The organism is Streptomyces sp. WAC00040, from assembly GCF_056835925.1.
This window is the reverse complement of sequence record NZ_JAKQZE010000002.1, coordinates 833,109-857,115: the sequence shown is the minus strand read 5'-3', so window position 1 is coordinate 857,115 and position 24,007 is coordinate 833,109. Positions and strand designations below refer to the sequence as shown.

22 protein-coding genes and 6 pseudogenes are annotated in these 24,007 nt (G+C 70.8%); 15 read left to right on the top strand and 13 right to left on the bottom strand.

Annotated features, from left to right (window positions below):
• Nucleotides 1-54 precede the first annotated feature (54 nt).
• A complete protein-coding gene (gene lpdA, locus MDN94_RS23305) occupies nt 55-1,455 on the bottom strand; it encodes a dihydrolipoyl dehydrogenase (RefSeq protein WP_482727809.1) in 1,401 nt (466 codons plus the stop codon).
• Nucleotides 1,456-1,617: 162 nt separating this feature from the next.
• Here lpdA and MDN94_RS23300 point away from each other — a divergent pair.
• A pseudogene (locus MDN94_RS23300) lies at nt 1,618-1,884 on the top strand (type B 50S ribosomal protein L31); the annotation flags it as partial.
• Nucleotides 1,885-1,942: 58 nt separating this feature from the next.
• Here the strand turns inward: MDN94_RS23300 and MDN94_RS23295 are convergent.
• On the bottom strand, nt 1,943-2,461 hold the full coding sequence (locus MDN94_RS23295; protein WP_482727808.1) for a winged helix-turn-helix transcriptional regulator: 519 nt from the start codon (nt 2,459-2,461) through the stop codon (nt 1,943-1,945).
• Between MDN94_RS23295 and MDN94_RS23290 the strand changes: the two genes are divergently transcribed.
• Nucleotides 2,453-2,881: a YybH family protein gene (locus tag MDN94_RS23290; protein ID WP_482727807.1), complete on the top strand. Its 429-nt coding sequence runs from the start codon at nt 2,453-2,455 to the stop codon at nt 2,879-2,881. The genes MDN94_RS23295 and MDN94_RS23290 overlap by 9 nt on opposite strands.
• A 75-nt stretch (nt 2,882-2,956) precedes the next feature.
• Here MDN94_RS23290 and MDN94_RS23285 read toward each other — a convergent pair.
• Both MDN94_RS23285 and MDN94_RS23280 read right to left on the bottom strand, forming a co-directional pair.
• Nucleotides 2,957-3,355, bottom strand: a pseudogene (locus tag MDN94_RS23285) (cellulose binding domain-containing protein); the annotation flags it as partial.
• A 66-nt stretch (nt 3,356-3,421) separates the two neighbouring features.
• On the bottom strand, nt 3,422-3,667 hold the full coding sequence (locus MDN94_RS23280) for a DUF6332 family protein (protein ID WP_482727806.1): 246 nt from the start codon (nt 3,665-3,667) through the stop codon (nt 3,422-3,424).
• Between the two features lie 222 nt (nt 3,668-3,889).
• Between MDN94_RS23280 and MDN94_RS23275 the strand changes: the two genes are divergently transcribed.
• The gene (locus tag MDN94_RS23275; protein WP_482727805.1) at nt 3,890-5,230 is read left to right on the top strand and encodes a PP2C family protein-serine/threonine phosphatase; all 1,341 of its coding nucleotides are present in this window, start codon (nt 3,890-3,892) and stop codon (nt 5,228-5,230) included.
• A 49-nt stretch (nt 5,231-5,279) separates the two neighbouring features.
• Here MDN94_RS23275 and MDN94_RS23270 read toward each other — a convergent pair.
• A pseudogene (locus MDN94_RS23270) lies at nt 5,280-5,543 on the bottom strand (DUF2201 family putative metallopeptidase); the annotation flags it as partial.
• A 154-nt stretch (nt 5,544-5,697) separates the two neighbouring features.
• Between MDN94_RS23270 and MDN94_RS23265 the strand changes: the two are divergent.
• Nucleotides 5,698-5,961 (top strand): annotated as a pseudogene (locus MDN94_RS23265) (HAD family hydrolase); the annotation flags it as partial.
• A 657-nt stretch (nt 5,962-6,618) separates the two neighbouring features.
• Here the strand turns inward: MDN94_RS23265 and MDN94_RS23260 are convergent.
• Together MDN94_RS23260 and MDN94_RS23255 are read right to left on the bottom strand one after the other, a co-directional pair.
• Nucleotides 6,619-7,308: pseudogene (locus MDN94_RS23260) on the bottom strand (hypothetical protein); the annotation flags it as partial.
• A 293-nt stretch (nt 7,309-7,601) separates the two neighbouring features.
• Nucleotides 7,602-9,587: a hypothetical protein gene (locus MDN94_RS23255; RefSeq protein ID WP_482727804.1), complete on the bottom strand. Its 1,986-nt coding sequence runs from the start codon at nt 9,585-9,587 to the stop codon at nt 7,602-7,604.
• 618 nt (nt 9,588-10,205) lie between these two features.
• Between MDN94_RS23255 and pyrF the strand changes: the two genes are divergently transcribed.
• The gene (gene pyrF / locus MDN94_RS23250; protein ID WP_482727803.1) at nt 10,206-10,901 is read left to right on the top strand and encodes an orotidine-5'-phosphate decarboxylase; all 696 of its coding nucleotides are present in this window, start codon (nt 10,206-10,208) and stop codon (nt 10,899-10,901) included.
• Nucleotides 10,902-10,986: 85 nt separating this feature from the next.
• Here pyrF and MDN94_RS23245 read toward each other — a convergent pair whose 3' ends face one another.
• Nucleotides 10,987-11,388 carry a YunG family protein gene (locus MDN94_RS23245; protein WP_482727802.1) on the bottom strand — a complete coding sequence of 134 codons (402 nt, stop codon included), beginning with the start codon at nt 11,386-11,388 and terminating at the stop codon, nt 10,987-10,989.
• 126 nt (nt 11,389-11,514) lie between these two features.
• Between MDN94_RS23245 and MDN94_RS23240 the strand changes: the two genes are divergently transcribed.
• The 7 genes from MDN94_RS23240 (at nt 11,515) to MDN94_RS23210 (ending at nt 17,374) form a co-directional block, all read left to right on the top strand.
• Nucleotides 11,515-11,808, top strand: coding sequence for a hypothetical protein (locus MDN94_RS23240; RefSeq protein WP_482727801.1), 294 nt, complete (start codon nt 11,515-11,517; stop codon nt 11,806-11,808).
• A 214-nt stretch (nt 11,809-12,022) separates the two neighbouring features.
• A complete protein-coding gene (locus MDN94_RS23235; protein WP_482727800.1) occupies nt 12,023-12,385 on the top strand; it encodes a DUF1304 domain-containing protein in 363 nt (120 codons plus the stop codon).
• Nucleotides 12,382-12,936, top strand: a complete 555-nt coding sequence (locus MDN94_RS23230; protein WP_482727799.1) for a TetR/AcrR family transcriptional regulator — start codon at nt 12,382-12,384, stop codon at nt 12,934-12,936. The genes MDN94_RS23235 and MDN94_RS23230 overlap by 4 nt, the downstream gene beginning before the upstream one ends.
• A gap of 117 nt (nt 12,937-13,053) precedes the next feature.
• A complete protein-coding gene (locus MDN94_RS23225) occupies nt 13,054-14,415 on the top strand; it encodes a PP2C family protein-serine/threonine phosphatase (RefSeq protein ID WP_482727798.1) in 1,362 nt (453 codons plus the stop codon).
• 655 nt (nt 14,416-15,070) lie between these two features.
• Nucleotides 15,071-15,937 (top strand): GyrI-like domain-containing protein, encoded by an 867-nt coding sequence (locus tag MDN94_RS23220; protein ID WP_482727797.1) that lies wholly within the window; start codon nt 15,071-15,073, stop codon nt 15,935-15,937.
• 564 nt (nt 15,938-16,501) lie between these two features.
• Complete coding sequence (locus MDN94_RS23215; protein WP_482727796.1) at nt 16,502-17,059, top strand: hemerythrin domain-containing protein; 558 nt, start codon at nt 16,502-16,504, stop codon at nt 17,057-17,059.
• An 84-nt stretch (nt 17,060-17,143) separates the two neighbouring features.
• Nucleotides 17,144-17,374, top strand: coding sequence for a hypothetical protein (locus tag MDN94_RS23210; protein ID WP_482727795.1), 231 nt, complete (start codon nt 17,144-17,146; stop codon nt 17,372-17,374).
• A 176-nt stretch (nt 17,375-17,550) separates the two neighbouring features.
• Here MDN94_RS23210 and MDN94_RS23205 read toward each other — a convergent pair whose 3' ends face one another.
• Nucleotides 17,551-18,003 carry a YbhB/YbcL family Raf kinase inhibitor-like protein gene (locus MDN94_RS23205; protein ID WP_482727794.1) on the bottom strand — a complete coding sequence of 151 codons (453 nt, stop codon included), beginning with the start codon at nt 18,001-18,003 and terminating at the stop codon, nt 17,551-17,553.
• A gap of 359 nt (nt 18,004-18,362) precedes the next feature.
• Between MDN94_RS23205 and MDN94_RS23200 the strand changes: the two genes are divergently transcribed.
• A complete protein-coding gene (locus MDN94_RS23200) occupies nt 18,363-19,103 on the top strand; it encodes a VOC family protein (protein ID WP_482727793.1) in 741 nt (246 codons plus the stop codon).
• Between the two features lie 301 nt (nt 19,104-19,404).
• Nucleotides 19,405-20,610: a cytochrome P450 family protein gene (locus MDN94_RS23195; protein WP_482727792.1), complete on the top strand. Its 1,206-nt coding sequence runs from the start codon at nt 19,405-19,407 to the stop codon at nt 20,608-20,610.
• A 56-nt stretch (nt 20,611-20,666) separates the two neighbouring features.
• Here MDN94_RS23195 and MDN94_RS23190 read toward each other — a convergent pair whose 3' ends face one another.
• Nucleotides 20,667-21,053 (bottom strand): DUF6223 family protein, encoded by a 387-nt coding sequence (locus tag MDN94_RS23190; protein WP_482727791.1) that lies wholly within the window; start codon nt 21,051-21,053, stop codon nt 20,667-20,669.
• Between the two features lie 362 nt (nt 21,054-21,415).
• Nucleotides 21,416-21,840: pseudogene (locus MDN94_RS23185) on the bottom strand (winged helix-turn-helix transcriptional regulator).
• A 97-nt stretch (nt 21,841-21,937) separates the two neighbouring features.
• On the opposite strand from MDN94_RS23185, the gene MDN94_RS23180 reads away from it, so the two are divergent.
• Complete coding sequence (locus MDN94_RS23180) at nt 21,938-22,828, top strand: NAD(P)-dependent oxidoreductase (protein ID WP_482728219.1); 891 nt, start codon at nt 21,938-21,940, stop codon at nt 22,826-22,828.
• 88 nt (nt 22,829-22,916) lie between these two features.
• Here the strand turns inward: MDN94_RS23180 and MDN94_RS23175 are convergent, their stop codons facing one another.
• Together MDN94_RS23175 and MDN94_RS23170 are read right to left on the bottom strand one after the other, a co-directional pair.
• The gene (locus tag MDN94_RS23175; RefSeq protein WP_482727790.1) at nt 22,917-23,384 is read right to left on the bottom strand and encodes a nuclear transport factor 2 family protein; all 468 of its coding nucleotides are present in this window, start codon (nt 23,382-23,384) and stop codon (nt 22,917-22,919) included.
• 52 nt (nt 23,385-23,436) lie between these two features.
• A complete protein-coding gene (locus MDN94_RS23170) occupies nt 23,437-24,003 on the bottom strand; it encodes a DoxX family protein (RefSeq protein ID WP_482727789.1) in 567 nt (188 codons plus the stop codon).
• Nucleotides 24,004-24,007 lie beyond the last annotated feature (4 nt).

Genomic DNA, 24,007 nt, shown 5'->3' with positions numbered 1-24,007 from the left:
GGCTGACGCGGAAGGGACCGCCGGCGCCAGCGGAACGCCCGACTCGACGGCCGGCTACATGTTGATCATGTGACCGGCCAGTCCGTGGACCGCTTCCTTCACGGCCTCGCCCAGTGTGGGGTGCGCGTGCACGTTCCGGGCGACCTCGTGCACCGTCAGGTCCCACTGCTGGGCCAGGGTCAGTTCAGGCAGCAGTTCGGTGACCTCCGGGCCGATGAGGTGGGCGCCCAGCAGCTCCCCGTGCCGGCCGTCGCTGAGGATCTTCACGAAGCCGGAGGGATCACCGAGTCCGTGGGCCTTTCCGTTGGCGGTGTACGGGAACTTCTGCACCTGCACGTCGAAGCCGCGCTCGCGCGCCTGCGCCTCGGTCCAGCCGAAGCTGGCGATCTGCGGCTGGCAGTAGGTGGCGCGGGGGATCATGGTGTAGTCGAGCTCCATCGTCTCCGCGTCCGCGATGGTCTCGGCGGCGACCATGCCCATGGCCTCGGCCGCGTGCGCGAGCATGAGCCGTGCCGTCACATCGCCGATCGCGAAGATGTGAGGAACGTTCGTGCGGCATCGCCCGTCGACCTCGACCGCCCCGCGATCCGTCAGGCGTACGCCCGTGCTCTCCAAGCCGTAACCGGTCACCCGCGGCTGGAAGCCGATGGCCTGAAGCACCTTGTCGGCTTCCAGGACCTGACGCTGCCCGCCCGTCGTCACGTGCACCCGCACCTGCGGGCCCTCGTCGTTGATCGCCTCGACCCTCGTGGACGTCAGCACATTGACGCCCAGCTTGCGGTAGCGGCGGGCCAGTTCCGCCGAGACCTCCTCGTCCTCCAGGGGGACGACCCGGTCCATGAACTCGACCAGCGTGACCTGCACGCCGTAGTTGTGCAGCACGTACGCGAACTCGACGCCGATGGCGCCCGCGCCGGCGATGATGACGCTCCCAGGCAACCGGTCGCTGAGGATCTGCTCCTCGTACGTCACCACCCGCTCGCTCAGGCTCGTGCCCGGGAGCAGTCTCGTCGTCGCGCCGGTGGCGAGGATGCAATGATCGAAATCGACGGTCTGCTCCGTCCCGTCGGAGCCCCGGACCCGCATGGTGTGGGCGTCGGTGAAGACACCCGTCCCGTCGAACTCCGTGATGCCGTTCTTCTTCATCAGGTAGTGCACGCCTTTGACGCGTCCCTCGGCCACCTTCCGGCTGCGCCGGAACGCCTCCCCGTAGTCGAAGGAGACCTGGCCCTCGACGCGGATACCGAAGGTCTTCGCCTCATGGGTGAACAGATGGGCCAACTCGGCATTGCGCAGAAGCGCCTTCGAGGGAATGCAGCCCACGTTGAGGCACACGCCGCCCCAGTACCGCTCCTCCACCACCGCGACCGACATTCCGAGTTGGGCGCAGCGGACCGCCGCCGTGTAGCCGCCAGGACCTGCCCCGAGAACCACGACATCGAAGTGTGCACTCATACCAGCACCATAGGGGCGTCGGCGTCGCGAGCGGCGCATCGCCGTGCGGCATTGTGGCAGGGCACTGCGGGCCCCGTTCACCACCGCACCAGTGGTCGCACTGCACCCCCGGCGCTCGTGTGCGACGGTGACAGGGGGCGTCCCGACACGGCTGGAGATGCGATGCAGCAGGACAAGCACCCTGATTACGGTCCCGTGGTCTTCCGTGACCGGGCCGCCGGTTACGCGTTCCTGACCAGGTCGACCGCGCGCAGCGACGAGACCATCGTGTGGGACGACGGCGAGACGTATCCGGTCATCGATGTCGAGATCTCCTCGGAGAGTCATCCCTTCCATACGGGCAAGGCCCGCGCCGTGGACCCTCAGGGGCAGATCGCCAAGTTCGATCAGCGGTACGGCGGCGCCGGGAAGAAGAACGGCGCCTGCGGAAACGGCGCCTGTCGCGCAGACCCTTGGTTGCCGCCTGCCGCGGCCCCGAGGCGGACCACTACGCCGGAGCCGGCGGACTCCCTGACCGGTACGCGCCAGAGGCGGCGGACGCGGTGCGACGAGCAGGTCGGCCGGGGCCCGGTCCGCTCTCCGTCCGCTGCCCGCTCAGGCGCAGCAGTTCCTCCCCTGTGGAGTACAGCTCGATGAGCAGCGGCCGCAGCGCCCGGCCGGTGGCCGTCAGGTCATACCGTGTGCGCACGGGGAAGCCGCGCCTGCGTTCCACCTCCACCAAGCCGCTGTCCTGGAGTGCTCGGAGCCGGTCGGTCAGCACCTTCGCCGACAGCTCCGGGAGCAGGGCCCGCAGCTCCATGAAGCCGTGAGGGCCGCCCATCAATTCCCGCAGCAGCAGCGTGGTCCAGCGGCCGGAGACCGCCGCCAGGGCGACCTCGACGGGGCAGTCGGCCTCCGGCCGCCGGGTACGGCCGCGCGGGCCGGGTACCAGCTCCACGTCCCACGCGGCGTGGGTTTCCGTTTGGTTACCTGTTTCCGCGGGCTGTTCGCTTGCCACATGACGCATTCCACCAGTGTGCAGCCGGCGACCAGCGCCGCCGAGCACCCGTACGCCTTCGAGCGAGCTTTCAACACCTTCGATCCAGAGGTACTCGACCAGCTCTACGAGCCCGGCGCCGGTTTTGTGCCGACGCCCGGACACATGGTCACCGGGGCGGGTCGTCTTCGTGCCAACGGGGACTTCCTCCGGCTGCGCGTCCCGATCCGGGTGGCGCCACGTCACACATACGTCGTCGGTGATCTGGCGCTGCTGATCGTGGACTTCGTCATCGCCGGCATCACGCCCGACGGGGACCCCGTTCGTATCGAGGGCACCGCGACCGACGTGGCCCGCCGCGGCGCGGACGGATACTGGCGCTATGCGATCGACAACCCGTTCGGGGTGGCACGAAGCACCGAACCGGTCCGGGACCCCGCCCGAAGCTGAGCGCCCCCCCGGCAACAGGGCTCGCTCAGCTCGGCAGTCGGGGAAGCCGGACCCGGCGGTGGCCGAACGGTCAGGTCACGCGGTGGCGCACGTGGTGCCGTCGACCGTGAAGGCGGTCGGGACGGAATTGGCGCCGCCCTTGGTGGCCGTGAAGCCGACGGTCACCGAACCGCCGGCAGCGATGTCAAAGTTGTAGGAGGCGGGCGTGACGCTCACCGTGCCGCCGTCCTGGGCCGGGGTCCCGCCCCACATGCGGGAGACGCGCTGGCCGTCCGCGAAGCGGAACACCAACGTCCAGCCGCTGATCGCGGCAGCGCCCGTGTTGCGTACGGAGATCTCGTCCTGGAAGCCGCCTGGCCACTCGTTGACGACGCGGTACCCGACGGCGCAGCCGGCGCCGGGGGTGCCGGACTCGTCGGTGGTGAAGGTAACCGTCGCCGAGCGGGCCGAGGGAGCGCTCCCACGAGCCAGGACGTCAGGGGCACGTCAAGAGCCGTTGGGCGGATGCAGGGGCGGCCGCTCCGTGCCTGCCGGGTCGAATCAGCGGCGCAGAGCCGCGTGTCGCCACAGAACATGGACGACACGGATCACCGCGAGGGCGCCGGCGACCGTAGCTCCCGTGACCGACAAGAACCTCTCGACCGCCGGAGGGAAGGACCAGACAGCGGCAGGGCCGGCGACCGCCGCGAACACCACGCCGCCGAGGAAGCAGGCGCTGAGCAGCGCGTAGCCGATCTCCACCGTGATGTCGTCCCGTTCGGCCTGGCTCCGCCGTCCTGCTGCCATGGGTCCACAATGGCACTGCGTCCCGCCGCGGTCCATGAGTTCGGCCCGCCCGGCCGCACTTGCCCCGGTTTCCGGCGGGGATGTGCGAGGGTCGAGGTGGCGCACCGGGTGAGTCGGTGACCATCGGCGCCGGCGCCGCCCCGAGGGACGGGCCCGACGAGGGAATCCTGCCGGTCACGGTGCGGCGGCCGGTGGTGGCGTACGGAGCGAGGGAAGACCGTCATGTCGGCAGGCGAGGGAGCCTCGGGGACGGAGCGCGAGCTGCGGGGCCGGCTGGATGCCCAGGGGGAGGAGATCGCCGCGCAGCTCCGCGAGTTCTCGCGCGTGAGGGACCGGATGCAGGGTCTCTTGGACGCTGTGCTCTCGATCAGCCGGGAGCTGGAGCTGTCGGAGGTGCTGCACCGCATCGTCACCACCGCCATGGAACTGGTCGGTGCCCGCTACGGCGCGCTGGGCGTGCTGCACCGGTCCGGCCGCTCCCTTGAGCAGTTCATCACCGCCGGTCTCTCCGACGAGGAGCGCGCACGGCTCGCCGGGATCGACTTCCCGCGCGGCCGCGGGGTGCTCGGCCACCTGATCCACCATCCCGAGCCGCTGCGGGTCGAGAACATCGCCGCACACCCCTCATCGGTCGGCTTCCCGCCGGGGCATCCCCACATGGGCACGCTCCTCGGGGTGGCCGTCAGCGTCCGGGGGAAGATCTACGGCGACCTGTACCTTTCGGAACGCCGCGACGGCCGACCGTTCGACCCCGAGGACGAGGCCGTCATCGTCTCGCTCGCCGGCGCCGCGGGCATCGCGATCGAGAACGCCCGCCCGTACGGGAGTGTCCGCGACTCCGCCGAACACTTCCAGCGCCTGCTCCTGCCCACGCTGCCCGACCTCGGCCCCTTCCAGGGCGCGGCCGTCTACCGGCCCGCGGCCGACCCGGGCCGGCTGGGCGGGGACTGGTACGACGCGATCATGCTGCCCGACGACACCTGCGCCGCGGTCATCGGAGACGTACTCGGGCACGACATACAGGCCGCCGCCGCCATGGCCCAGACCCGTAACATGCTTCGCGCCCTGCTGTACGACCGCCGCACACCGCCGAGCGAGATCTTCAGACAGCTGGACGAGACCCTCGAAGCCATCACCGACCTCCCGCTCACGACCGCCTGCCTGGCGCGCATCGAGACGCGGGACGACGGGTACAGGCTGCACTGGAGTTCGGCCGGCCATGTCGCTCCCCTGCTGCTGCACCCCGACGGCCGGCCCGAGTACCTGCTCGCGGAGCCGGGACTGCCCTTGGGCGTCGACCCGCGGCAACACCGCCCCGACCACCTCCGGACGCTGCCCGCGGGCAGCACCCTGGTGCTGTTCACCGACGGGCTCGTCGAACATCCGGGCCATGCGATCGACACAGGCCTCGACCGGCTCGCCGAGCTGGCCCGGGACTGCCCCGGCCTGACGCTGGACGATCTCGTACGTACCCTCGTCGACAACCACCCCGGCGAGGGGCACGACGACATGGCCGTCCTGGCTGTACGTATGCCGTCAGGGACCGGCGAGGCGGCCGGCTAGCCCCGGTCGGTCTCCCGTCGCACGCGCCGGGCGCGCGCCGGCGGCTCCGTCAACCGCCCACGGAACCGGCGGAAGCCGAGCCGATGACGACGACTCGCGCCCAGGCGGGCGGCGAGTCGGGCACGTGGTCGGGGTTGCTCTCGTCCCATGACGCGGCGGAATGCCGGGGGAACAGACCGACCACCGTCCGGCACGGTGGCCGGGTGTCCGGCCAGGGCGTCTGCCAGTCCGTCAGTACCACGACGACGTCCGGCCTCGGCTGAGCCCGCAGCGCCTTGGCGAAGCCCGCGCGCAGGTTCCTCCCGCCACCGCCCTGGTCACCGGGCGGCGGCTCGCCACAGGGCTGTCACAGGCCACCGGGATCGCTTGACCCGGCGGCGTGGCGAAGGCCGACAGTGGGTGCGGAGATCACGTGAGTGAGCGGTGTCCGGGCTCGGTGGTTCGGGCAGGACGAAGAGGGGACCGCGTTGACAACGACCTGCGTCATTCTCGACCTCGGTGGCGTGCTGGAGATCACTTCGGAAACGGGATGGGTCCAACGGTGGGAGCAGCGGCTGGAGTTGCCGGCCGGCACGGTGAACCGGCGACTGGGCGACGTGTGGCGGGCCGGAGGTCTCGGGAGCATCGGCGAACGGGAAGTGCACGAGCAGGTGACAGCCCGTCTGCACCTCGACGCGCCTCAGGTCGAAGCCTTCATGGCTGATCTGTGGACGGAGTATCTGGGCACCCCGCCCGGTTCCCGGTCCGGCCCCGGTCGGAAGGGCGGGCGAGCGTCGCTGAGCGGAGTCCGCGGCGGCCGGACACGCCCCGCGGGGGCCCGGCCGCCGCGCAGTGTCAGGTGCGGCTCGCGGTGCAGTCCGCCGGTGTGGGACGGCCGGTCGGCCAGGCGAGGCCGACGAATCGGATGCGGCCGGGGCGTCGGGCGCGAGTTCCACCACGGAGACCGCCTTGTTGTAGGGGTTGCCGTAGTTGTCCAGGCAGATCCAGCCGCCGGCGCCGTCGACCTTGCCCATGCCGTGCAGCCGCAGCCACGCGTCGCTGATGCGGCCGAGTGTGGGGATGACGGGGTCGCCGTCGTCGCGCATCCGGATGGCGGTGATCGCGGTAAGAGCGGCGTCGTAGAAGGTGATGGTCCGCGAGTCGGTCAATTCCACCGGGCCGATGTTCCCGACCTCTTTGCTTGTCGCGAGCTCGGCCAGGGTGCGGTAGGCGTCCGCCGAGCCACCGGTGGCGGGCGTCCTGGGGCCGGTCCAGGCGTCGGGGTGGGCGACGGCGGCGTATTGGAGGGTCACGCCCTTGCGGAAGGCACCCCAGTCGAGGAGCTTGTCGGAGGAGAGGGTGGAGGCGCCGGAGCCGGTGATGACGGTGTACTTCTTATCGGTGCAGCCCCGGTTGCCCAGTTCGTTGACGAACTGCCGTAGTTGAACAGGGCGTCCGGCGAAGTAGATGACCTTGGCGGCCGACGTGCAGATGGTGTCGACCATCTGGTCGAAGGCGTTGGCGGTGGTGCCCTCCTCGTGGAACTCCTCGGGGGCACGGTACTGCTCGGGTGCGCGTGGTGATCCGAGGGTCCGTTCGGCGAAGGCCCGCTTGAGCGCGTCGACGTAGTTGTCGCCGGTGCGGATGTCCTCGACGACCAGGGTGTGCTTCGGGTCGATGCCCTTGTTGAAGTGGGACAGGGCCTTGGCCTGGTCGGTGGTGGTGGGCACGACCCGGGCGAGGCCCGGGTAGGCGTCGGGCCTCTGGGGGCTGTTGCCCGAGTCGTCGGCGGTGATGGGACCGCCGACGACGGGAATGCCGCGCTCCCGGGTGAGATGGGCGATGGCTGCCTGGGTGGTGGCGGTGGAGACGTCGAAGCCGATCACGGCCCGGAGGTTGTCGGCCTTGGACTCGGACAGGGCGCCGAGCTGTTCTGCGACGGGCTTCCAGTGGCTGTGGCTGCGGCCGGGGTTGGCGAGCAGCAGCCGAATCGCCGGCTTCTTGCTGTTGGAGTCGTGGTTGGCGCGGTACTGCGCGAGGTACGCGCCCTGTAACTCGTGGAGTGTCTTCTGTTGTTCGAAGGCCTGGGTGGGCGCCATGGGCAGCATCACGGCGACGGAGACGTGCGGTTCGTCCTCGATCCGCTCGTTCTCGGCCTTGATCCGTGCGCTGATCTCCTTGAGGTTGGCGGCGAAGACGAAGCTGCCGTCGGTGACGCCCGTGCATTCCCGGGCCCCTTCGGGGCCGCGTTCCTCGACTCCCTTTCCGCAGGCGGGATCCGGCCGGAGGACGACGATGCCGGTCCATACGGCGGCGCCGAGCACGGCCAGGGCGACGACGAGTCCGGCCGCCTTGGTGAGCGGTCCGCCGGGCAGTCTTGCGATGAACGACGTCATGACGCGGCACCTTCCTGGACGGGCAGGTCGGGAGCCTGTGCTCCGGCCCGCAGACGGGCCGGCCAGGCGGCGGACGCCTCGCGGTAGGCGGCGTGCGCGGCCTTGTTGCCGTACAGCGTCTCCAGCGCGATGCGGACGGTGGTCAGTTCGTCCTCGCGGGGCGCGAGGGTGAGCGGATCGGAGAGCCGCCAGAGCAGGGGCACCAGGGCGGCGACGGCTTCGTGGTGCGGGCCGGGGACATCGCTGCCGCAGGCCGTGCAGGAGAGCGTGGGGCCGCCGGCCGGGGGTTCGTAGCCCTCGCGCGGATGGGGGGCGGCGCAGATCAGGTTGAGCGCGGTCAGCCACGCGCCGGGCGGGGCGACGGTGAACCGGTGGTGCAGGACGCACACCACCTCCTCGACCCTGCCGAGGGCGAGCGTGTGGTGCAGATAGGTGTCGCTCCGCGGGTCGCACAGGGATCGCAGGCGCAGTTGGGTGTTGCGCCAGCGCTCGTGGGTGGTGGTGGCGGCCAGCCGGTGGCGAAGCAGCAGATCCAGCGCGCGGTCACCGTCGAGGAAGGAGCGCGTGCGGTAGTCGTCGGCCTCACGGACACGGGCGGCGACCAGGTCGTCGGAGTGGTCCTCGGGATGGGTGAAGGTCCAAAGTCCGCGCCAGGTACCCGGGTCGGCCGCCGCGGACAGCAGCACCAGGCGCTCCCGCATCACGGGGTCGGGCAGCAGTTTGGCGAGGAGCGCGGGCGCGGCCTCGTCGAGGAGTTCGCCGCTGCGTATCGTGCCCGCTTCCCGGACGCGCCGTACGGCCGCGTCCGCGAGGATGCGGGCGCTCGCTGCCCGGCCGCCGCTGTAACGGGCGACCACGCGTGGCAGATGGTCGGGGTAGTCGACTGGGCTGAGCATCTCGCCGATGTGGGCCGGTTCGATGTCGGGGATGCGCAGTACCAGGGGCCGGGCCTGCGGTACGGCGTCGCCGCCGACCTCGCTCAGCGGTGGGTGGCCGTGGCCCTTGCCGAGCAGGGTGGCGAGGACCACGGGCCGTGTCGGGTCCTTGCCCGGGGTGCCGTGCCCGGTGTCGAGCAGGTCGAGTAAGGCGCGCCCGACGCCGGTGTGGGCGTTGTCGAGGAGCAGCAGGGGCCTGGGCTTCTTGTTGAGCCGGCGCAGCGTGCCGTAGTTGGCGTCGATGTCGTCGAGGAGAGCGGCGACGAGATGCTCCTCGGCGGTGCGCCTGCGGTCGTCGAGCCTGCGGAAGCCGCGGACGAACTGGAAGAGCCGTTGCAGCGAGTCGCCCTGGTAGCCCTGGGAGCGGTGCAGCCGTGCGCCCCACCAGGCCAGTGCGCCCTTGTCCGGCTCGCTCTTGACGAGTTGCGCCCGGGCGGTGTCGAGGACGATCCCGGCGATGCTGTCGAGGCCGGGCACGACGGACAGGACCTGAGGGAGGTTGTCGGTGACGACGTCGAACCAACGGCCGAGGCTCTCCCTGCGGCGTCGTACGTCGGGGTCCTCGGCGGTGATGAGGGTGCGCAGATCGGCCTCCGCCCGACGCAGGTCGGGCGGCCGCAGATCGGTCCCGTCGCTGTTCAGCGGGCGCCAGGCGGTGACGACGAGGAGGCCGAGCGACAGCCGGGGAAAGGCCAGAGGCCTGCCGAAGTGCCTTACCTCCAGGCCGAGTTTGTAGGCCAGGAGATACAGCAGGTGGGTGACGCGGGAGGCGTTGGGGACGTCGTCGTCGCCGTCGGAGACGCCGGGCTCGCCGAAGCCGGGAGCCTCGAGGTCGACCCGCGCGAGCGGCACCCGGCCGTTGTACGCGTCATGGACGGCGCCCAGCAGGGCGGTCCTGCCGCTCCCCCGTCCGCCGACGATCCGTACCACGGGCGCGCCCCTGGGGTATGCGAAGGGGACCTGGTACCCGTCCTTGTGGTGCAGTCCCACCAGCCGGGGGACGAAGCCTTCCTGCAGAGCCTGCTGACCGTACAGTCTCCCGCCCATGGCGCTCCCCCGCCTCCCCCTGCCAGCCGCGCATCATGAGATCGACTCGCCGTGCACAGAGGGAACTTACCTGACAGGCGCCTGCCCGGCAGAGGGTTGGGAGCGAACGCTTCGCCGTGCATTCGTGCGGTTCGCGCGAGCGGCGGGGCGAGCGCGTACGCGACGGTCGCGGGAGCGCGGAAGACCTTCGCGGCGCAGGCTCGTTCCGGGGCAGCCCCGTACGCGCCTGGTTCGCGGCGAAGGGTCGCCTCGCATCGCGAGCAGTGCGGCGACAGCGGGGATCCGGTCGCCTTCGGGGGCCTTCTCGCCTGGCCACCCTCCGGTTCGCCACCGGCGCGATCGCCCGAACGTCGGGTACCGCTCCGCGAGATGCTTACAGTCCGCCGGCAGCGCGGTGCCCAGGCTCCCCTCGAGTACGGCCCAATCGATCACGGCAGGCTCGGGCCGGCGATGCCCGGTCAGGCCGGGGAGGCCGCGCTCCAGCGCCGCGAGGGCCTCTTGCGGCTCCGTGATGCGGCGCTGCGGCGCCTGAGCGCCCATCAGGTCGTCCTGCTTCATGGACAGCAGCGTGCCGGACGCGCGTGCCGGCCCGTTCCTTCGGACGGGCACAATGACGTCGTGGAACCGAGGAGTCAGATCATCGTCGCCCTTGATTGCGACAACCGTGCGGCCGCGGACGAGATCGTCGCGCGGCTGGGCGAGGAGTGCCGTGTCTACAAGGTCGGGCTGGAACTGCTCACAGCGGCCGGCCCGGGCGTCGTCGAGCACCTTGTCGCACAGGGCAAGGAGGTCTTCCTGGACCTCAAGCTCTTCGAGATTCCGAACTCGGTCGCGGGTGCGGTGCGGGCCGCGGGAGCTCTGGGGGTCTCCATGGTGACCGTCCACAGCATGGGCGGTACGGGAATCATGAAGGCCGCCGTCGATGCCGCCCGGGACTTCCCCGGCCTGCGCGTCCTCGCCTTGACCGTGGTCACCAGCATGACCGATGCGGATCTCGCCGACATCGGGATCGACGTTCCGGCGCAGGCGCAGGTGCTCAGGCTGGCGCGACTGGCGGACAGGGCCGGCTGCCACGGTGTGATCGCCTCGCCGCCGGACGTCCCGATGTTGCGGAGCGCGCTGGGCAGCGGTGCGCTGATCGTCACGCCGGGCGTCGCGTTGCCCGGCGAGTCGCCGGCCGAGCACGCCCGGCCGGACACCCCTCGTGGGGCCGTCGCCGGCGGCGCCTCCCATGTCATCGTGGGCCGAACGGTCACGCGCGCCACGGACCCGGCCGCCGCGTTCCGTGGCGTCCGCGCCGACATCGCTTCATAGTGGGCGGCCGCGTCCCGCGGGTGCCGGCCGGGCGGGGGCAGCCGTCCCTCTGGACCGTCTCGACGTGTCCGTCCCGATGTGTCGCCTACAGGCTCGCCTGCTGCTCTTTGAGCTTGTCCATGACACGATCACGGAGGAGTTCGTACTCCTCTCGGAGCCGCCGCCACTCGGTGACGGGCGGGCGGGGAACGACGACTCCGCCGGTGACGATCTCCTCCGGCCGGAACTGCTCCCGTGTCAGGTCGATCTCGATGCCCATGCCGAGGCGGTTCCACCAGTGGTAGTCCACGCGCTCTCCGTCGACGTGGACCTCCCCTCTGATCAGCTCGCCTCCCATCAGGTCATTGAGCACCATCGCGGTCACACCGCACTGGTCCCGGGCCGGGTTGTCGGTGGTCCAGCGTGATCGGAACTCCGGCGTGCACGTGTCGGCACTCCAGCTGCTGCGAACGGCTCGCTCTATGTCGGTGAGACGCAACGGTGTCATGCCGGTGATCTTCCCACCCGGCACGGACAACGGGCGCTCACCGCAGGCACCCGGCCCGAAGTGCGCGAACGCTCTGGTCAGGCGCGCGGTCGGCGTGCCATGCTCGCGCCACAAGAAAGGTGAAACATGACTCTTTATCTCGGCATACCGCTCGGCCTGATGGCGTTGCTCGTCGCTGCCAGTGGGGTGGCTGCGCTCCGTTCGGGCTGGCTGCTGCCCGTGCAGCGGCAGTACATCGTCCGTCCGCATCTCTTCGGGTGGGCGCAGTTGGCGATCGCTCTCGCGCTCGTCATTCAGGTCGCGGGCGCCGTGCTGGTCGAGGCCGGCCTTCGTTCCGCCGTCACGATGTCCGGGGCCGCGGTGCTACTGGGCGGCGTGCTGCTGATCGTGCAGGCCCAGCGCCCGGCGCGCGGCCGCTGAGCAGGACTCGCCGCCGGTCCACCGCTTTCACCGTTCCCCTCGTTCGCGGCTTCGCCGTTCCGCTTTCCCTTCCGCGGGCCGGCCGCAGGGTCGTGCCCGGTCACAGGACCGTGCTCCCCTTTCCCGGGCGAACGATCGGCCGGGGGCCGTGCGCCGACCTTCTGGACATGTGTCTATAGTTGATGGACAACCGTCCAGAAGATGAGGCGCATCGATGACCGTCACAGCCAACGCACTGGTCGGCCTGGTGGCCGCTCTGCACGTCTACATCCTGATTCTGGAGATGTTCCTGTGGGAGCGCGGCCCCGGCAGGTCGCTGTCCGGCTTCGACAGGGACATGGCACGCGCTACCGCTCCTCTCGCCGCGAACCAGGGGCTTTACAACGGCTTTCTCGCCGCCGGCCTCGCCTGGGGTCTGATCGCCTCGGACCCGACAGGACAACACGTACAGATCTTCTTCCTGTCGTGCGTGGTGGTCGCGGGCCTCTACGGAGGCTTCACGGCCAATCGGCGCATCTTCGTCGCTCAGGCGCTGCCCGGCGCGCTGGCCCTCACCGCCGTACTGGTCGCCGGATGAGCGACCCCAGGGCGGCGCGCACCAGGGCCAGGCTGCGGGCCGCCCTGCTCGAGGAATGCGCCGGACGCACCCTCGACGAGGTCAGCGTGGCGGCCGTGGTGCGCCGGGCGTCGGTCGGCAGGGCCACGTTCTACCTGCATTATCCGGACCTGGACGCACTGGCACTGGACGCCTGCGCCGAGATCGTCAGGGATGCGGTCGAGGCGCTCCATGCGTGGCGGGGCACGCCGGATCCCGAGCAGCCTCCACTACCGCTGACCGCCTTCTTCACGGAGCTGTCCGAGCACCGTTCCCTCTACCGCGGCCTGCTCCGGGAAGGCGGAAGCGGTCCGTTGGGCGACCTGCTCCACCAGGAACTGCGCGCCCGGAGCCGCGCGGAACGGGAACTGGCCGGCGCCCCCGCCCCGGCCATGATCGCCTCGGCGGTCGCGGCGGCCTTCGCAGGCGTCCTCGCGGACTGGCTGCACGGCGTGATCGACGCCTCGCCGCAATCGATGTCGGTGGGGGTCTGGCGACTGCTGATCTCCCTGCACCGCACACCGGTGGAGTGAGCAGCACCGGTGGAGTGAGCCGTCCGCCGTGAAGGCGGTCGGCGTGAAGCCCGGCGTGGGCCTCGCCCCGGGTCGGCCGGTCACCGTGGGCCCCTGTCCGGATAATGGGAATGCGGCATGCGGGTGCCCTCGCTCATGGAGGCCGGGCGGGCCGGATCCCTGCCGTACGAGCGCGGGGAGGCTGACGTGGAAGACGACGCGTACGACATCGATGCCGTGCTTCAGCAGGCGCTGGACCGGCTGGCCCTACTGGCCGACGTGGGCGCCGCCCTGGCCGCCACCCTCGATGTCCGGGAGGCATTGCGGCGCGTGTCGCGGCTCGTTGTCCATCAGCTCGGCGACTGGTGTGCGATCGATCTCCTGGACGTCGACGGCACACTGGAGCGGGTCGCCGTCACGCATCGTGACGCCGGCCCGCCCGCCGCCAGCCCCCTGGAGGGCGCGCTTCCGGTACCGGCCGACGTGGCGACCGGGCCGGTCGCGAGGGTCCTGCGCGGGGCCGGGCCGCTGCTGCTTCACCACGGCGACTTCCCGCCCGCCCACGCGGACCCGTTCCATGCCCGGCCGCTGGAACTGTTCCGTCAACTGGACACGGACACGGCCATCGTGGCCCCACTGCGGGCCAGGCCCGACATCCTCGGCGCGATCACGGTCGGCCGGACGAGCGGTGAGTGGCCGCTGATGGAGGCGGACTGCGCTCTCGTGGAGGATCTCGCCCGACGCGTCGCGCTCGCGGTCGACAACGCCCGGCTCTACCGCGAGACCTCTCGCATCGCCGAACGTCTTCAGCGCTCGCTGCTGCCGAACCTGTCAGGTCCGGGCACCCCGCAGCGTGCGGCCCGCTACACGCCCTCGCAGGCCACCGCGGAGGTGGGCGGCGACTGGTACGACAGCTTCCCGCTGCCCCACGGGAACATTGCCATGATCATCGGCGATGTGGCGGGCCACGATCTGCGTGCCACGGTCACCATGGGGCAGCTGCGCAACATGCTCCGCGGCATCGCCCTCGACCGCGAGGAGCCGCCCGGCCACATTCTGAACCGCCTGGACGTCGCACATCACCAGCTCTACCCAGACGTCACCGCCACCTGTGTGTACGGCGTCCTCAAGGGCGGTGACGACGGGCCGTGGGAGCTGCACTACTCCAACGCCGGCCACCCGCCGCCGCTGCTCGTCACCCACGACGGCGACACCCTCTTCCTCGAAGAGGGCCACGGCCCGCTCCTGGGCGCCCTGCCCGACCTTCCGCGCGACAGCGCCCGCTGCCCGCTGCCCGCCGGCTCCACCCTCGTGCTCTACACGGACGGGCTGATCGAACGCCGTGGCGAACCCGTCCACCGCGGCATGACACGGCTGCGCCAGCAGGCCGCCGCCGTGGCCCGGGAACCGCTGGAAGAATTCTGTGACGAACTCCTCACCGGTCTCGCCTCGCAGACCACCGACGACGTCGCCGTGCTCGCCACACGCCTGCCCGCATGACTGGTCCGATCACGGACCGAAGACCGGACACCGCCGTGCTGCTGGTGCTGACCATGTTTCGGTCAGGCATTCGCATGCCCGTGTCCGTGAAATCGGCTCTCCGGCCTCTTGGTGTCGGGCGCCGCTGAACAGCAGCACGGGGCCGCCGTCGACCCCCGTTCCGTCGGTCGGCTTTCGGCGACCGGTTCTACCCCTCTGCCCTCAGCGGGGATCATGCACAGGCGCATTCGCCGGTCGCCGACCGCCGTCAGTGCGGTTGTCGCGGTCGCGGTCACCGCTCCGACCACCTCCACGGCGCCCCATGGCACCTCGTCAGAGGCGGGGCGGAGCGGCCGGCCCGCCTTCAGGATGCCCTTCGAGTGCGGCCGGAGTTGGCTCGGCAACGACTGGAACCACGACGGCGACGTCGGCACTCCCGACGACTACGGCCGTCGTGTGTCCGCCGGCACCGGCGGCATAGCCCTCTCCTCATTACCAGCCGCGCGTCGCTGTCCCGCACCTGCCCGTCCCGGGGGCCGCACCCGGGCCCGGTCCGCCGTGGGCGTGGCCTACTGCCCGTCAGGGCCCGCCGTACCCGACCGGATCGGGCACAGAATGTCGGGTCCGACAGGATGGGGCCCTCCTAGCGTGAGTGTCGTCAAGGGAGGAGAGCGGGGTGCTGGAGCGGCTGAACCAGGCCATGGAGCACATCGAGAGCCGTCTCGATCAACAGATCGACGTGGCCGACCTGGCGCGCATCGCGATGACGTCGGAATACCACTTCCGCCGGCTGTTCTCCGCGCTCGCGGGGATGTCGCTGTCGGAGTACGTCCGGCGCAGGCGGCTGACCGTCGCGGGGGCCGAGGTGCTCGCCGGCAGGCGGACGCTCCTTGAGATCGCGGTGCGCTACGGCTACGGCTCCGGGGAGGCGTTCGCGCGGGCGTTCCGCGCCGTGCACGGCGTCGGTCCGGGCGAGGCCCGGCGGACCGGTGCGGCTCTGCGGTCCCAGCAGCGGTTGTCCTTCCGTCTCACCGTCGAAGGGAGCGGCAGTATGCGGTACAGGGTTGTGGACAGGGACGAGTTCCGTGTGGTCGGTATGAAGGCCCGCGTGCCTCTTGTGCACGAGGGGGTGAACCCGGCCATCGCCGAGTTCATCCGGGGCCTCGACAAGGAGACGGTCCGGCGGCTCGCGGAGTTGTCCGACCAGGAGCCGCAGGGGATCGTCGCGGTGAGCGACGACCTCGACCCGAGCCGGGCGGAGGGGACGGAACTCGACTATTACCACGGCGTGGTGACCGGCGCCGAGGCGCCGGAGGGCACGGATGTCCTCGCCGTTCCGGCCGGGACGTGGGCCGTGTTCGAGAGTTCGGGCGCGTTTCCGCAGGCTCTGCAATTCCTGTGGCGGGACGTTTTCACGCAGTGGTTCCCCTCGAACCCGTACCGGAGCAGGCCGGGGCCCGAGATTCTGCGGGTCATCGTGTCGGCGGACGGGGCGCACGCCGACGCGGAGCTGTGGATCCCCGTGGAGTGCTCCGAGCTCTGAGCGGCCGAGGCCGGACACGGACGCCGGGAATCAGCGTGCCGCTGCCCCATCGACGGGGGCAGCCGCACGCTCGCCGCACCGCCAGGAGGGGGTCGCGACATGGAACGCTCGTGCCGAGGCAGGCAGTTTTCCGCGGTTCTGCCGACGAAATCGGAGCGCTCCAGGGGCAGTTGCCCGCTATGAAACCGCCCGAAGGCAGCGAACCCATTGCTGTCCCCGCGATCAGAACAGCCGCCCGTGAATTCGGCGCGGCCCGCCTCAGGGTTTGCATTCCGCTTCGGAGTGTCGCCAGGGGCGAGAGGTCGTCTCCGGGGCGATACCGGAGCATGTCGTGCGAACGGCGCAGGTGAACGGGCGGACTCGTAATTGGTACCTGTGGGTGACGGGCGTGTCGTGCTCTCCGGTGGCCCCCGGCAGGAGCCGGCGACGCTTCCACCCGTTGCCGATGTCGCCCGAATTGCCCTGCTTCAGCTGTCGCGTGCGTGTCGGCCAGGACTATGGGTACTCGCGCTGCCACGGTGAACCGATCTGCTCGGCTCCGGCCGAGATCAAGAAGGGACCGGCATGGGACACGGCGGGAACGTCATCGAGGAACTCACGGCGGACCACCGCGAGGTGGATGCGCTGTTCGCCCGGATCGAGATGCAGCCGGTCGCGGACTCGCGCCGCCGGGAACTCGTGGACGAGCTGACGGTGGAACTGGTGCGGCACGCCGTCGCCGAGGAGGAGTACCTGTATCCGGCGGTGCGCCGCCACGTCGACGGAGGCGACGGTCTCGCCGACAAGGAGCTCGAGGATCACGCCGGCGTCGAGCGGATGCTGAAGGAGCTCGAGGGCCTCGAACCCGACCACATCGATTTCAACCACTTGGTCGCGAAGCTGAAACTCGAGGTCGCCGAGCACGTGCGGGACGAGGAGAACAGGCTCTTCCCCCTGCTGGAAAGCGCCTGCACCCCCGAAACGCTGGCCGACCTGGGGGAGAAGATCCGCCGGGCGAAGAAGACGGCGCCGACCCGGCCGCATCCCGCCGCTCCCGACACGCCTCCCGCGAACAAGATCCTCGCCCCCGGAGCCGGCCTGGTGGACCGGGCCCGGGACCTGATCACCGGCAAACACCACTGAGACCGGATCCCGGCCTCCCCCGTTCACCGGCCGCACGAACCGCACATGTGAAGCGCACACAGCACAAGGAAGGGAACCGACACCATGAGCACCAGCGAGACCGGCGACATCACCGGCACGAAGGACAAGCACTACAACCTGATCTGGTACATCGAGGCGTGCCTGAGCAACGCGCTGCGGATGGAGACCTACATCAAGGACGCGGAACGCGACAACGACACCGAGATCGTCGAGCTGTTCCGCAAGGCGCAGGCCGACAGCCGCAAGGGGGCCGAGCTCGGCAAGGAACTGCTGCGTTCTCGACTCGGCACCTGAGCCGGTTCGGGCGCCTCGGCCGGCCGGTCGCTCCCGGGCCTCGCCGTTCCACGGCGAGGCCCGGCCGGCGTACCGCGGGAGCACCCCGACGCCGTGGGCCGTAGCCGGCTCGCCGCACACACGGGACCGGCCCCCGTTGCCGGGCCGGTCCCGTGTGTGCGGCCGCGCCGTTCCGGTCAGCGCTGGTAGAGGCCGACGATCGTGCCGCTGGCCAGTTGTGCCTCGTCGACGGCGCGGTGGACGTCGTCGGCGGTGGCGTGGTCGGGGAGTGCCACGGGCTCGGGCAGTGCGTAGAGGCGGAAGAAGTACCGGTGTGCCTCGTCGCCCACGGGTGGTTGCGGTCCGCCCCAGCCGGTTTCCCCGAAGCCGTTGGTCCGGGGCGTACCGCCTGAGGGTGTTTCGCCTGCTTCCACCGAACCGTCGGCCGCGTTGATGCCGGTGACGAGCCAGTGGACGAAGGTGCCGGAGGGAGCGTCGGGGTCCTCGCAGAGCAGGAGCAGCTCTGCCGTGCCGTCGGGTACGCCGGACCAGGTCATCGGTGGGGAGATGTTGTCGCCGTCCCGTGCGTAGCGTCTCGGGACGAGTGCGTGGTCGTTGAATGCTGCTGTCTGCAGTTCGATCCCAGCCATGCCTCAGCGGTATCCCCTGTCGGCGCCGTCCGCCAGCTCTGGGGCCCAGGTGGCGGAGGTCCGTACGCTCGCCTGGGCGGCGGGGCCTGTCAGGTCGTCCGGAGGCGGCTGGTGCCGGACCCGGAGCTGGTCGTAGGGCGCTCCAGCCTGCCACTCCCGCTGAGATCCCCGATCGGGGGACGGCACGGCACCGTGAAGGGGCGGCCGTCAGGCACGCTCCCCTCCAGGGTGGTTGAGCCTTGCGCCTGGTGACCAACGTGGTTGAGCCTTCCGGCCGGGGAGCCCGGCCGGTGAGCGAGTGGATGTCTGCTCGGCGGCCGACGGAGGTCGTCCCCGAGCGGGTGCATAGGATCGTCGGCATGGCACTGCGGCCCGTTCTGGTGAACATAAAGGCTCTTGACTGCTCGGCGGTCGGCCGGTTCTGGGGGGAGGCGCTCGGCTGGCGTGTCATCGACGAGGAACCCGGCGCGACTGCTGTCAAACCCGTCGGCTTCGATTGGTTGGACCCGGTCACTGTCTGCGTCGACGTCATCGCCGTCCCGGAACCCAGGACGACGGCAAAGAACCGTGTGCACCTCGATCTCGCCACCACCTCCGTGGCTCATCAGACGGAGTTGGTCACGCGCCTCCGCTCTCTCGGTGCGACGCCTGCCCACGTGGGCCAGGGCGACGTGCCGTGGACGGTCCTCGCCGACCCGGAGGGCAACGAGTTCTGCGTGCTGGAGCCTCGGGAGATCTACCGGGACACCGGGCCGATCGCCCGGGTGGTGGTCGACTGCGCGGATCCGCGGGCCATGGCCCGGTTCTGGGGCGAGGTGATGGACTGGACCCTGCACGAGGTCACGGACGACCATGCGGTGTGGCGCTCCGCCAAGGAGGTCGGCCCGTATCTCGAGTTCCTCCGCACGCGCGGCGGGCGGACCGGGCCGGACCGCGTCCATCTGGACCTGCTGCGGTACCCCGTCGACGATCAAGAGGCGGAGGTCGCACGGCTGCACGCCCTCGGCGCCACCGACCTCGACGTCGGCCAGGGCGACGTCCCGTGGAGGTGCCTGGCCGACCCGGAGAGCCACGAGTTCTGCGTCCTCGCCCGAGCGTGACGCGGATCCTCGACGGCACCCCCGTGTGCGAGCCCTGCTTGTGTGCTCCTGCGCGATGACACCGGGTGGGCCGGACCGCGGCGTCGTGGGCACCCGCTTCCCTCCTCGGCTCCTGCGGCTCCTGCGGTTCCTGCGCCTTTCGAGGTGCCGGCCCCGCAGGTTGATCCGACACTGTTGACGGCCGCGGCGCCCGGAACTCATCGGCGCCCGCGAACAGGGGCGGATCATTGACCGAAACCGGATGCCCGTCCGCCCCTCGTTCGCGTTAGCGTGCGATTCGACTCGTGAACTGGGGGAACACATGGCGGCCACGCCCATCGTCGATCTGCGGGAATTCGGCCCGGACTTCGTCCGTGACCCTTATCCGGTCTACGCGCGGCTCCGGGCGGAGGCGCCCGTGCACCGGGTGCTCGATCCCGACGGCGAGGAGATCTGGCTCGTCCTCGGTCATGACACCGCTCGGGCCGCCTTCACGGATCCGCGGCTGAGCCGGGACTGGGTCAAGTCCGGGAACGTCAGCCAGATCATCAACACCGACCAGGACCAGCCTGCCCTCGCCCACATGCTGATGTCGGACCCGCCGGACCACACCCGGCTGCGGCGGCTGGTGACGAAGGGCTTCACCCCGCGCCGCATCGACGCGCTGGCGCCGCGCATCCAGCAGGTCACGGACGAGTTGCTCGACGCCATGCTGGCGGAACCGTCGCGGCGTGCGGATCTGATCGCGGCCTTCGCCTTCCCGCTGCCGATGACCGTCATCTGCGACCTGCTGGGTGTGCCTGAGCTCGACCGGGACGCCTTCCGGCGCTGGTCCAACGAGATGGTGGCGCGCACCAGCCCGGAGGCGGAGGCACGGGCATACGAGGAGATGCCCGCCTATCTGGCAGAGTTGATCGCCTCCAAGCGGGCGCGTCCCGGCGACGACCTGCTCAGCGCGTTGATCCACGCGGCGGACGCCGACGGGGACCGGCTGTCGCCGGAGGAGCTCATCGGCATGTCCGTCCTGCTGCTCATCGCCGGGCACGAGACGACGGTCAATCTGATCGGCAACGGCATGCGGGCGCTGTTCTCGCACCCCGAGCAACTGGCCGCCTTGCGGGCCGACTTCGGACTGCTCGACGGAGCGATCGAGGAGATGCTCCGTTACGACGGTCCGGTGGAGACCTGTACGGACCGCCTCGCGCTGGAGGCTGTCGAGATCGGAGGGGTGACCATTCCCGCCGGCTCCACCGTCCTGATCACCATGGCGGACGCCGACCGGGATCCCGAGCGGTTCAAGGACCCCGACCGGTTCGACATCCGACGGGACGCCCGCGGTCACATCGCCTTCGGTCACGGCCTGCACTACTGCCTGGGCGCGCCACTCGCGCGACTCGAGGGCCGGATCGCGTTCCGCACACTGCTGGGACGCTGCCCGGACCTGGCGCAGGACGCGGACGAGGCGGATCTGCCGTGGATGCCGGGGCTGCTGATCAGGGGCGTGCGCAGGCTGCCGGTGCGGTGGTGACGGCGGCCAAGCCCGGACCGCCCGTCCGGTGGTGACCGGCGGCGGGCAGGCCCCCGTCAGCCGGTGCGGCGGATGCGGGCCAGGGCCAGCCCGCCGAGGACGATGCCGAGCAGCCCCAGCAGCGCGGCCACGACGCCGCCGCCCAGCCCGTTGCCGGTGCCGAGTCCACCCTCTGCGGTGGCCATGACCACTCCGCCGAGGGCCGTGCTGATCAGGCCCGCCCCCAGGGCCACGACGGCCCTGCTCCGTCCGGTGCCGATGCGGGTGCCGGAGCGACCTGCGGGGCGAGCCAGCGCCAGCCCGCCGATGACCACGCCGATCAGCCCCAACAGCGCGGCCACGGCGGCCCAGAGGCGTCCGGAGCTCATGGTGTAGGCGTCGGCGGCGGCCGGGAGGGAGATGTGCGCGACCGCCGGTGCGGCAAGCACGGACCGAACTGACATGAGGTGCTCCTTCTACTGTTACGACTCGCTGTCCGCCGATCATGTCCGCCGGACCTGCCACCGGTCGTCCGGCGGACGCAGACTCTTCCGCTGCCGCCGATGCCGCAGTGGCCGCGAAAGTACTGCGCCCGCGGTACAGGGCCGCTGGTCCTCGAGGCGGACCCGTCGGCCGGTCACGGCGTCCGGGCCCTCTCGGCCCGCGCCGCCGGCACCGGTCGATGGCCGCGGCGAGTCCGAAGCCGGTGGTCAGCGTGCCGAAGGCCAGGTCACGGCCGCCGGCAAGGCCCCGCGAGGCGTTCGCTGACGACATCGAACCGCTCCGCACAGCGGGGGCCTTGCGGTAGGTCGTACAGAAACCCTGTTCAGGCTTCGAACCCTCTCTGGAGGTTCGCCCCGGGCACGCCGGGCCCGGGCGGGGTGGGCGGAGGGAGACGTACGGGGAGCCGGCCGTCAGCGCGAGCGGTGGGACACGTCGTCATGCGGGCTCCGGTCTCGAGCTGGTGCTTCCTGCCCCAGGCGCCGAGGGGGCGCGCGCCTCGTTGAGGGAGACGCCCAGCGGGGTGAGCGCGTAGGTGACGAGGCGTACCGCTCCCTCGCGATCCTCTTCCCGGGCGGGGATGCCGTCGGACTCCAACTCCCGCAGGTGGGTGGCGAGAACCTTCTCGCTGACGCCGGAATGCCGCGCCGGAACTCACCGAACCGTCAGGGGGCCGGCTGCCGGCGCCCACACGACGAGGACCTTCCACTTGACGCCGACCACGTCGATCGCCGCGTCGATGCCGCACACCTACGCGTCGCGCCTGGTCATGCACTCACCATTAGGTAACCACCCACTAAAAAGTGCGTACTTGATCAAGGTCTGTGCCCGTACGAGGCTGAAGGACATGGACAACCACACCTCTTCCAAGACCCCCGTCACCCTCCTCGGACTCGGTGACATGGGCACCGCCCTGGCCCGCGCCTGGCTCGTCGCAGGGCACCCGCTGACCGTCTGGAACCGCACCCCGGCCAAGGCCGGACGTCTGGCGGCCGAGGGCGCCCGGGTGGCGGCGACGCCGGCCGAGGCGCTGGCCTCGGCCACCGGTCCCGTCGTGCTCTGCCTCCTGGATGACGCCTCCGTGGGCGAGACCCTGGAAGGCGTCGACCTGACCGGCAAGGACCTGATCGACCTGACCACCAACACGCCCGCCCGGTCCCGGCTGCGGGCGGCCTGGGCCGAGGAACGGGGGGCCCGGTTCCTGGACGGCGGGATCATGGCCGTTCCCCCGATGATCGGCCGGCCGGAGACCGGTGGCTATGTGTTCTACAGCGGTGATCGCGCGCTGTTCGAGCGCCATCGGGAGGTGCTGGAGGTTCCCGCCGGCGCGAAGTACGTCGGCGAGGACGCCGGCCACGCGGCACTGCACGACATCGCCCTGCTCAGCGCGATGACCGGGATGTTCGCGGGCGTCACCCACGCCTTCGCCCTGGTGCGCCCCGAGAAGGACCTCGACCTGGCCGGCTTCGCCGCCCTGCTCACCCAATGGCTCGGCGCCATGACCGGCATGACCCACGAGATGGCCGCCCAACTGGAGAGCGGCGACTACACGGAGGGCGTCACCTCCAACCTCGCCATGATGTCGGCGGGGAACGACGCGCTCCTGGCCGCGGCCGAGGGCCAGTCGGTCGATCCCCGGCTCCTCACGCCCTACATGGAGCTGATGCGCAGGCGGGTGGCCCAGGGCCACGGCGACGAGGGCCTGGCCGGGACCGTCGACCTGCTCAGGGAAGCATGAGGCCCTGCGGAAAACGTGAGGGCCGACGTACGGCGGCACACCGCGTCGTCGGCCCTCACGTCCGCCGGGGCGTCCCGGCGGACTCGGATCACCGGAGGGGGATGTGGTGGCCCTGGTCGCGCTCGTCCTCGGGGCGCGGCCCGAAGTAACGGCGGTCGGACTCCTGGATGGCCACGTCGTTGATGCTCGCCTCACGGCGGCTCATGAGGCCGCGCTCGTCGAACTCCCACAGTTCGTTGCCGTAACTGCGGAACCACCGGCCTTCGGCGTCGTGCCATTCGTACTGGAAGCGGACGGCTATGCGGTTCTCGTGGAAGGACCACAGGCTCTTGCGCAGTACGTAGTCCAGCTCACGCTCCCATTTGGCCGTGAGGAACTCGGCGATCTGCTGACGGCCGGTCAGGAAGACCTCCCGGTTACGCCAGACCGAGTCCTCGGTGTAGGCGAGGGAGACCTTGTGCGGGTCGCGGGTGTTCCAGGCGTCCTCGGCTGCCTGGACCTTGGCCAGAGCGCTGTCGAGGTCGAACGGCGGTAAAGGCGGGCGCTGTTGGGTCATGACACATGATCCTGTCATGACCCGGCCGCGGGCCTGCGACGGACCGGGCTCCCTAGTCCTCCAGGGTGTCGACCTCTTGGTCCTTCTCGGAGTCCATCGGGTCCACGTCCGCCCCGATCCGGCCCTTCGCCCGCTTGCCGACGACCGCGGACGCGGCGAGCGCGCTGGCGGCGAACGCGCCCGCGAGGATCCACGGGCCGTCGAAGCGGTGGCGGGTCACGTGGTCGAGGGAGTAGCGGCCGGGGCCCATGACGCCGATGGCGGCCGCGGTGAAGCCGAGGAACGCCGGGTACTCGAAGCCGCCGGACTGGGCGAAGAAGCCGGCCGGTGCGTGGACGGAGACGGCGCCCGCCATGTTGCCGGTCACCGCCGCTCCCGCGGCGGGAGTGGCGAGGCCGAGGGCGAGGAGCACGCCACCGCCCGCCTCCGCGATGCCCGCGGCCATCGCGCTCTGCTTGGGCGGGTGGAAGCCCATGGCCTCCATCCCCTTGGCGGTGCCTTCCAGGCCGCCGCCGCCGAACCAGCCGAACAGTTTCTGGGTGCCGTGGGCGACGAGGACCGCGCCGGTCCCGACGCGCAGGACGAGCAGGCCGAGGTCACGTCGGTTGAGGGTGGTCATCGGT

Excerpts from the sequence above, each read along its gene's own strand:
- lpdA (WP_482727809.1), bottom strand. The coding sequence starts at position 1,455 with ATGAGTGCACACTTCGATGTCGTGGTTCTCGGGGCAGGTCCTGGCGGC.
- MDN94_RS23290 (WP_482727807.1), top strand. The coding sequence starts at position 2,453 with ATGACGCATTCCACCAGTGTGCAGCCGGCGACCAGCGCCGCCGAGCAC.
- MDN94_RS23295 (WP_482727808.1), bottom strand. The coding sequence starts at position 2,461 with ATGCGTCATGTGGCAAGCGAACAGCCCGCGGAAACAGGTAACCAAACG.
- MDN94_RS23280 (WP_482727806.1), bottom strand. The coding sequence starts at position 3,667 with ATGGCAGCAGGACGGCGGAGCCAGGCCGAACGGGACGACATCACGGTG.
- MDN94_RS23275 (WP_482727805.1), top strand. The coding sequence starts at position 3,890 with ATGTCGGCAGGCGAGGGAGCCTCGGGGACGGAGCGCGAGCTGCGGGGC.
- MDN94_RS23255 (WP_482727804.1), bottom strand. The coding sequence starts at position 9,587 with ATGGGCGGGAGACTGTACGGTCAGCAGGCTCTGCAGGAAGGCTTCGTC.
- MDN94_RS23245 (WP_482727802.1), bottom strand. The coding sequence starts at position 11,388 with ATGACACCGTTGCGTCTCACCGACATAGAGCGAGCCGTTCGCAGCAGC.
- MDN94_RS23240 (WP_482727801.1), top strand. The coding sequence starts at position 11,515 with ATGACTCTTTATCTCGGCATACCGCTCGGCCTGATGGCGTTGCTCGTC.
- MDN94_RS23235 (WP_482727800.1), top strand. The coding sequence starts at position 12,023 with ATGACCGTCACAGCCAACGCACTGGTCGGCCTGGTGGCCGCTCTGCAC.
- MDN94_RS23230 (WP_482727799.1), top strand. The coding sequence starts at position 12,382 with ATGAGCGACCCCAGGGCGGCGCGCACCAGGGCCAGGCTGCGGGCCGCC.
- MDN94_RS23225 (WP_482727798.1), top strand. The coding sequence starts at position 13,054 with ATGCGGGTGCCCTCGCTCATGGAGGCCGGGCGGGCCGGATCCCTGCCG.
- MDN94_RS23215 (WP_482727796.1), top strand. The coding sequence starts at position 16,502 with ATGGGACACGGCGGGAACGTCATCGAGGAACTCACGGCGGACCACCGC.
- MDN94_RS23210 (WP_482727795.1), top strand. The coding sequence starts at position 17,144 with ATGAGCACCAGCGAGACCGGCGACATCACCGGCACGAAGGACAAGCAC.
- MDN94_RS23205 (WP_482727794.1), bottom strand. The coding sequence starts at position 18,003 with ATGGCTGGGATCGAACTGCAGACAGCAGCATTCAACGACCACGCACTC.
- MDN94_RS23200 (WP_482727793.1), top strand. The coding sequence starts at position 18,363 with ATGGCACTGCGGCCCGTTCTGGTGAACATAAAGGCTCTTGACTGCTCG.
- MDN94_RS23195 (WP_482727792.1), top strand. The coding sequence starts at position 19,405 with ATGGCGGCCACGCCCATCGTCGATCTGCGGGAATTCGGCCCGGACTTC.
- MDN94_RS23190 (WP_482727791.1), bottom strand. The coding sequence starts at position 21,053 with ATGTCAGTTCGGTCCGTGCTTGCCGCACCGGCGGTCGCGCACATCTCC.
- MDN94_RS23180 (WP_482728219.1), top strand. The coding sequence starts at position 21,938 with ATGGACAACCACACCTCTTCCAAGACCCCCGTCACCCTCCTCGGACTC.
- MDN94_RS23175 (WP_482727790.1), bottom strand. The coding sequence starts at position 23,384 with ATGACCCAACAGCGCCCGCCTTTACCGCCGTTCGACCTCGACAGCGCT.
- MDN94_RS23170 (WP_482727789.1), bottom strand. The coding sequence starts at position 24,003 with ATGACCACCCTCAACCGACGTGACCTCGGCCTGCTCGTCCTGCGCGTC.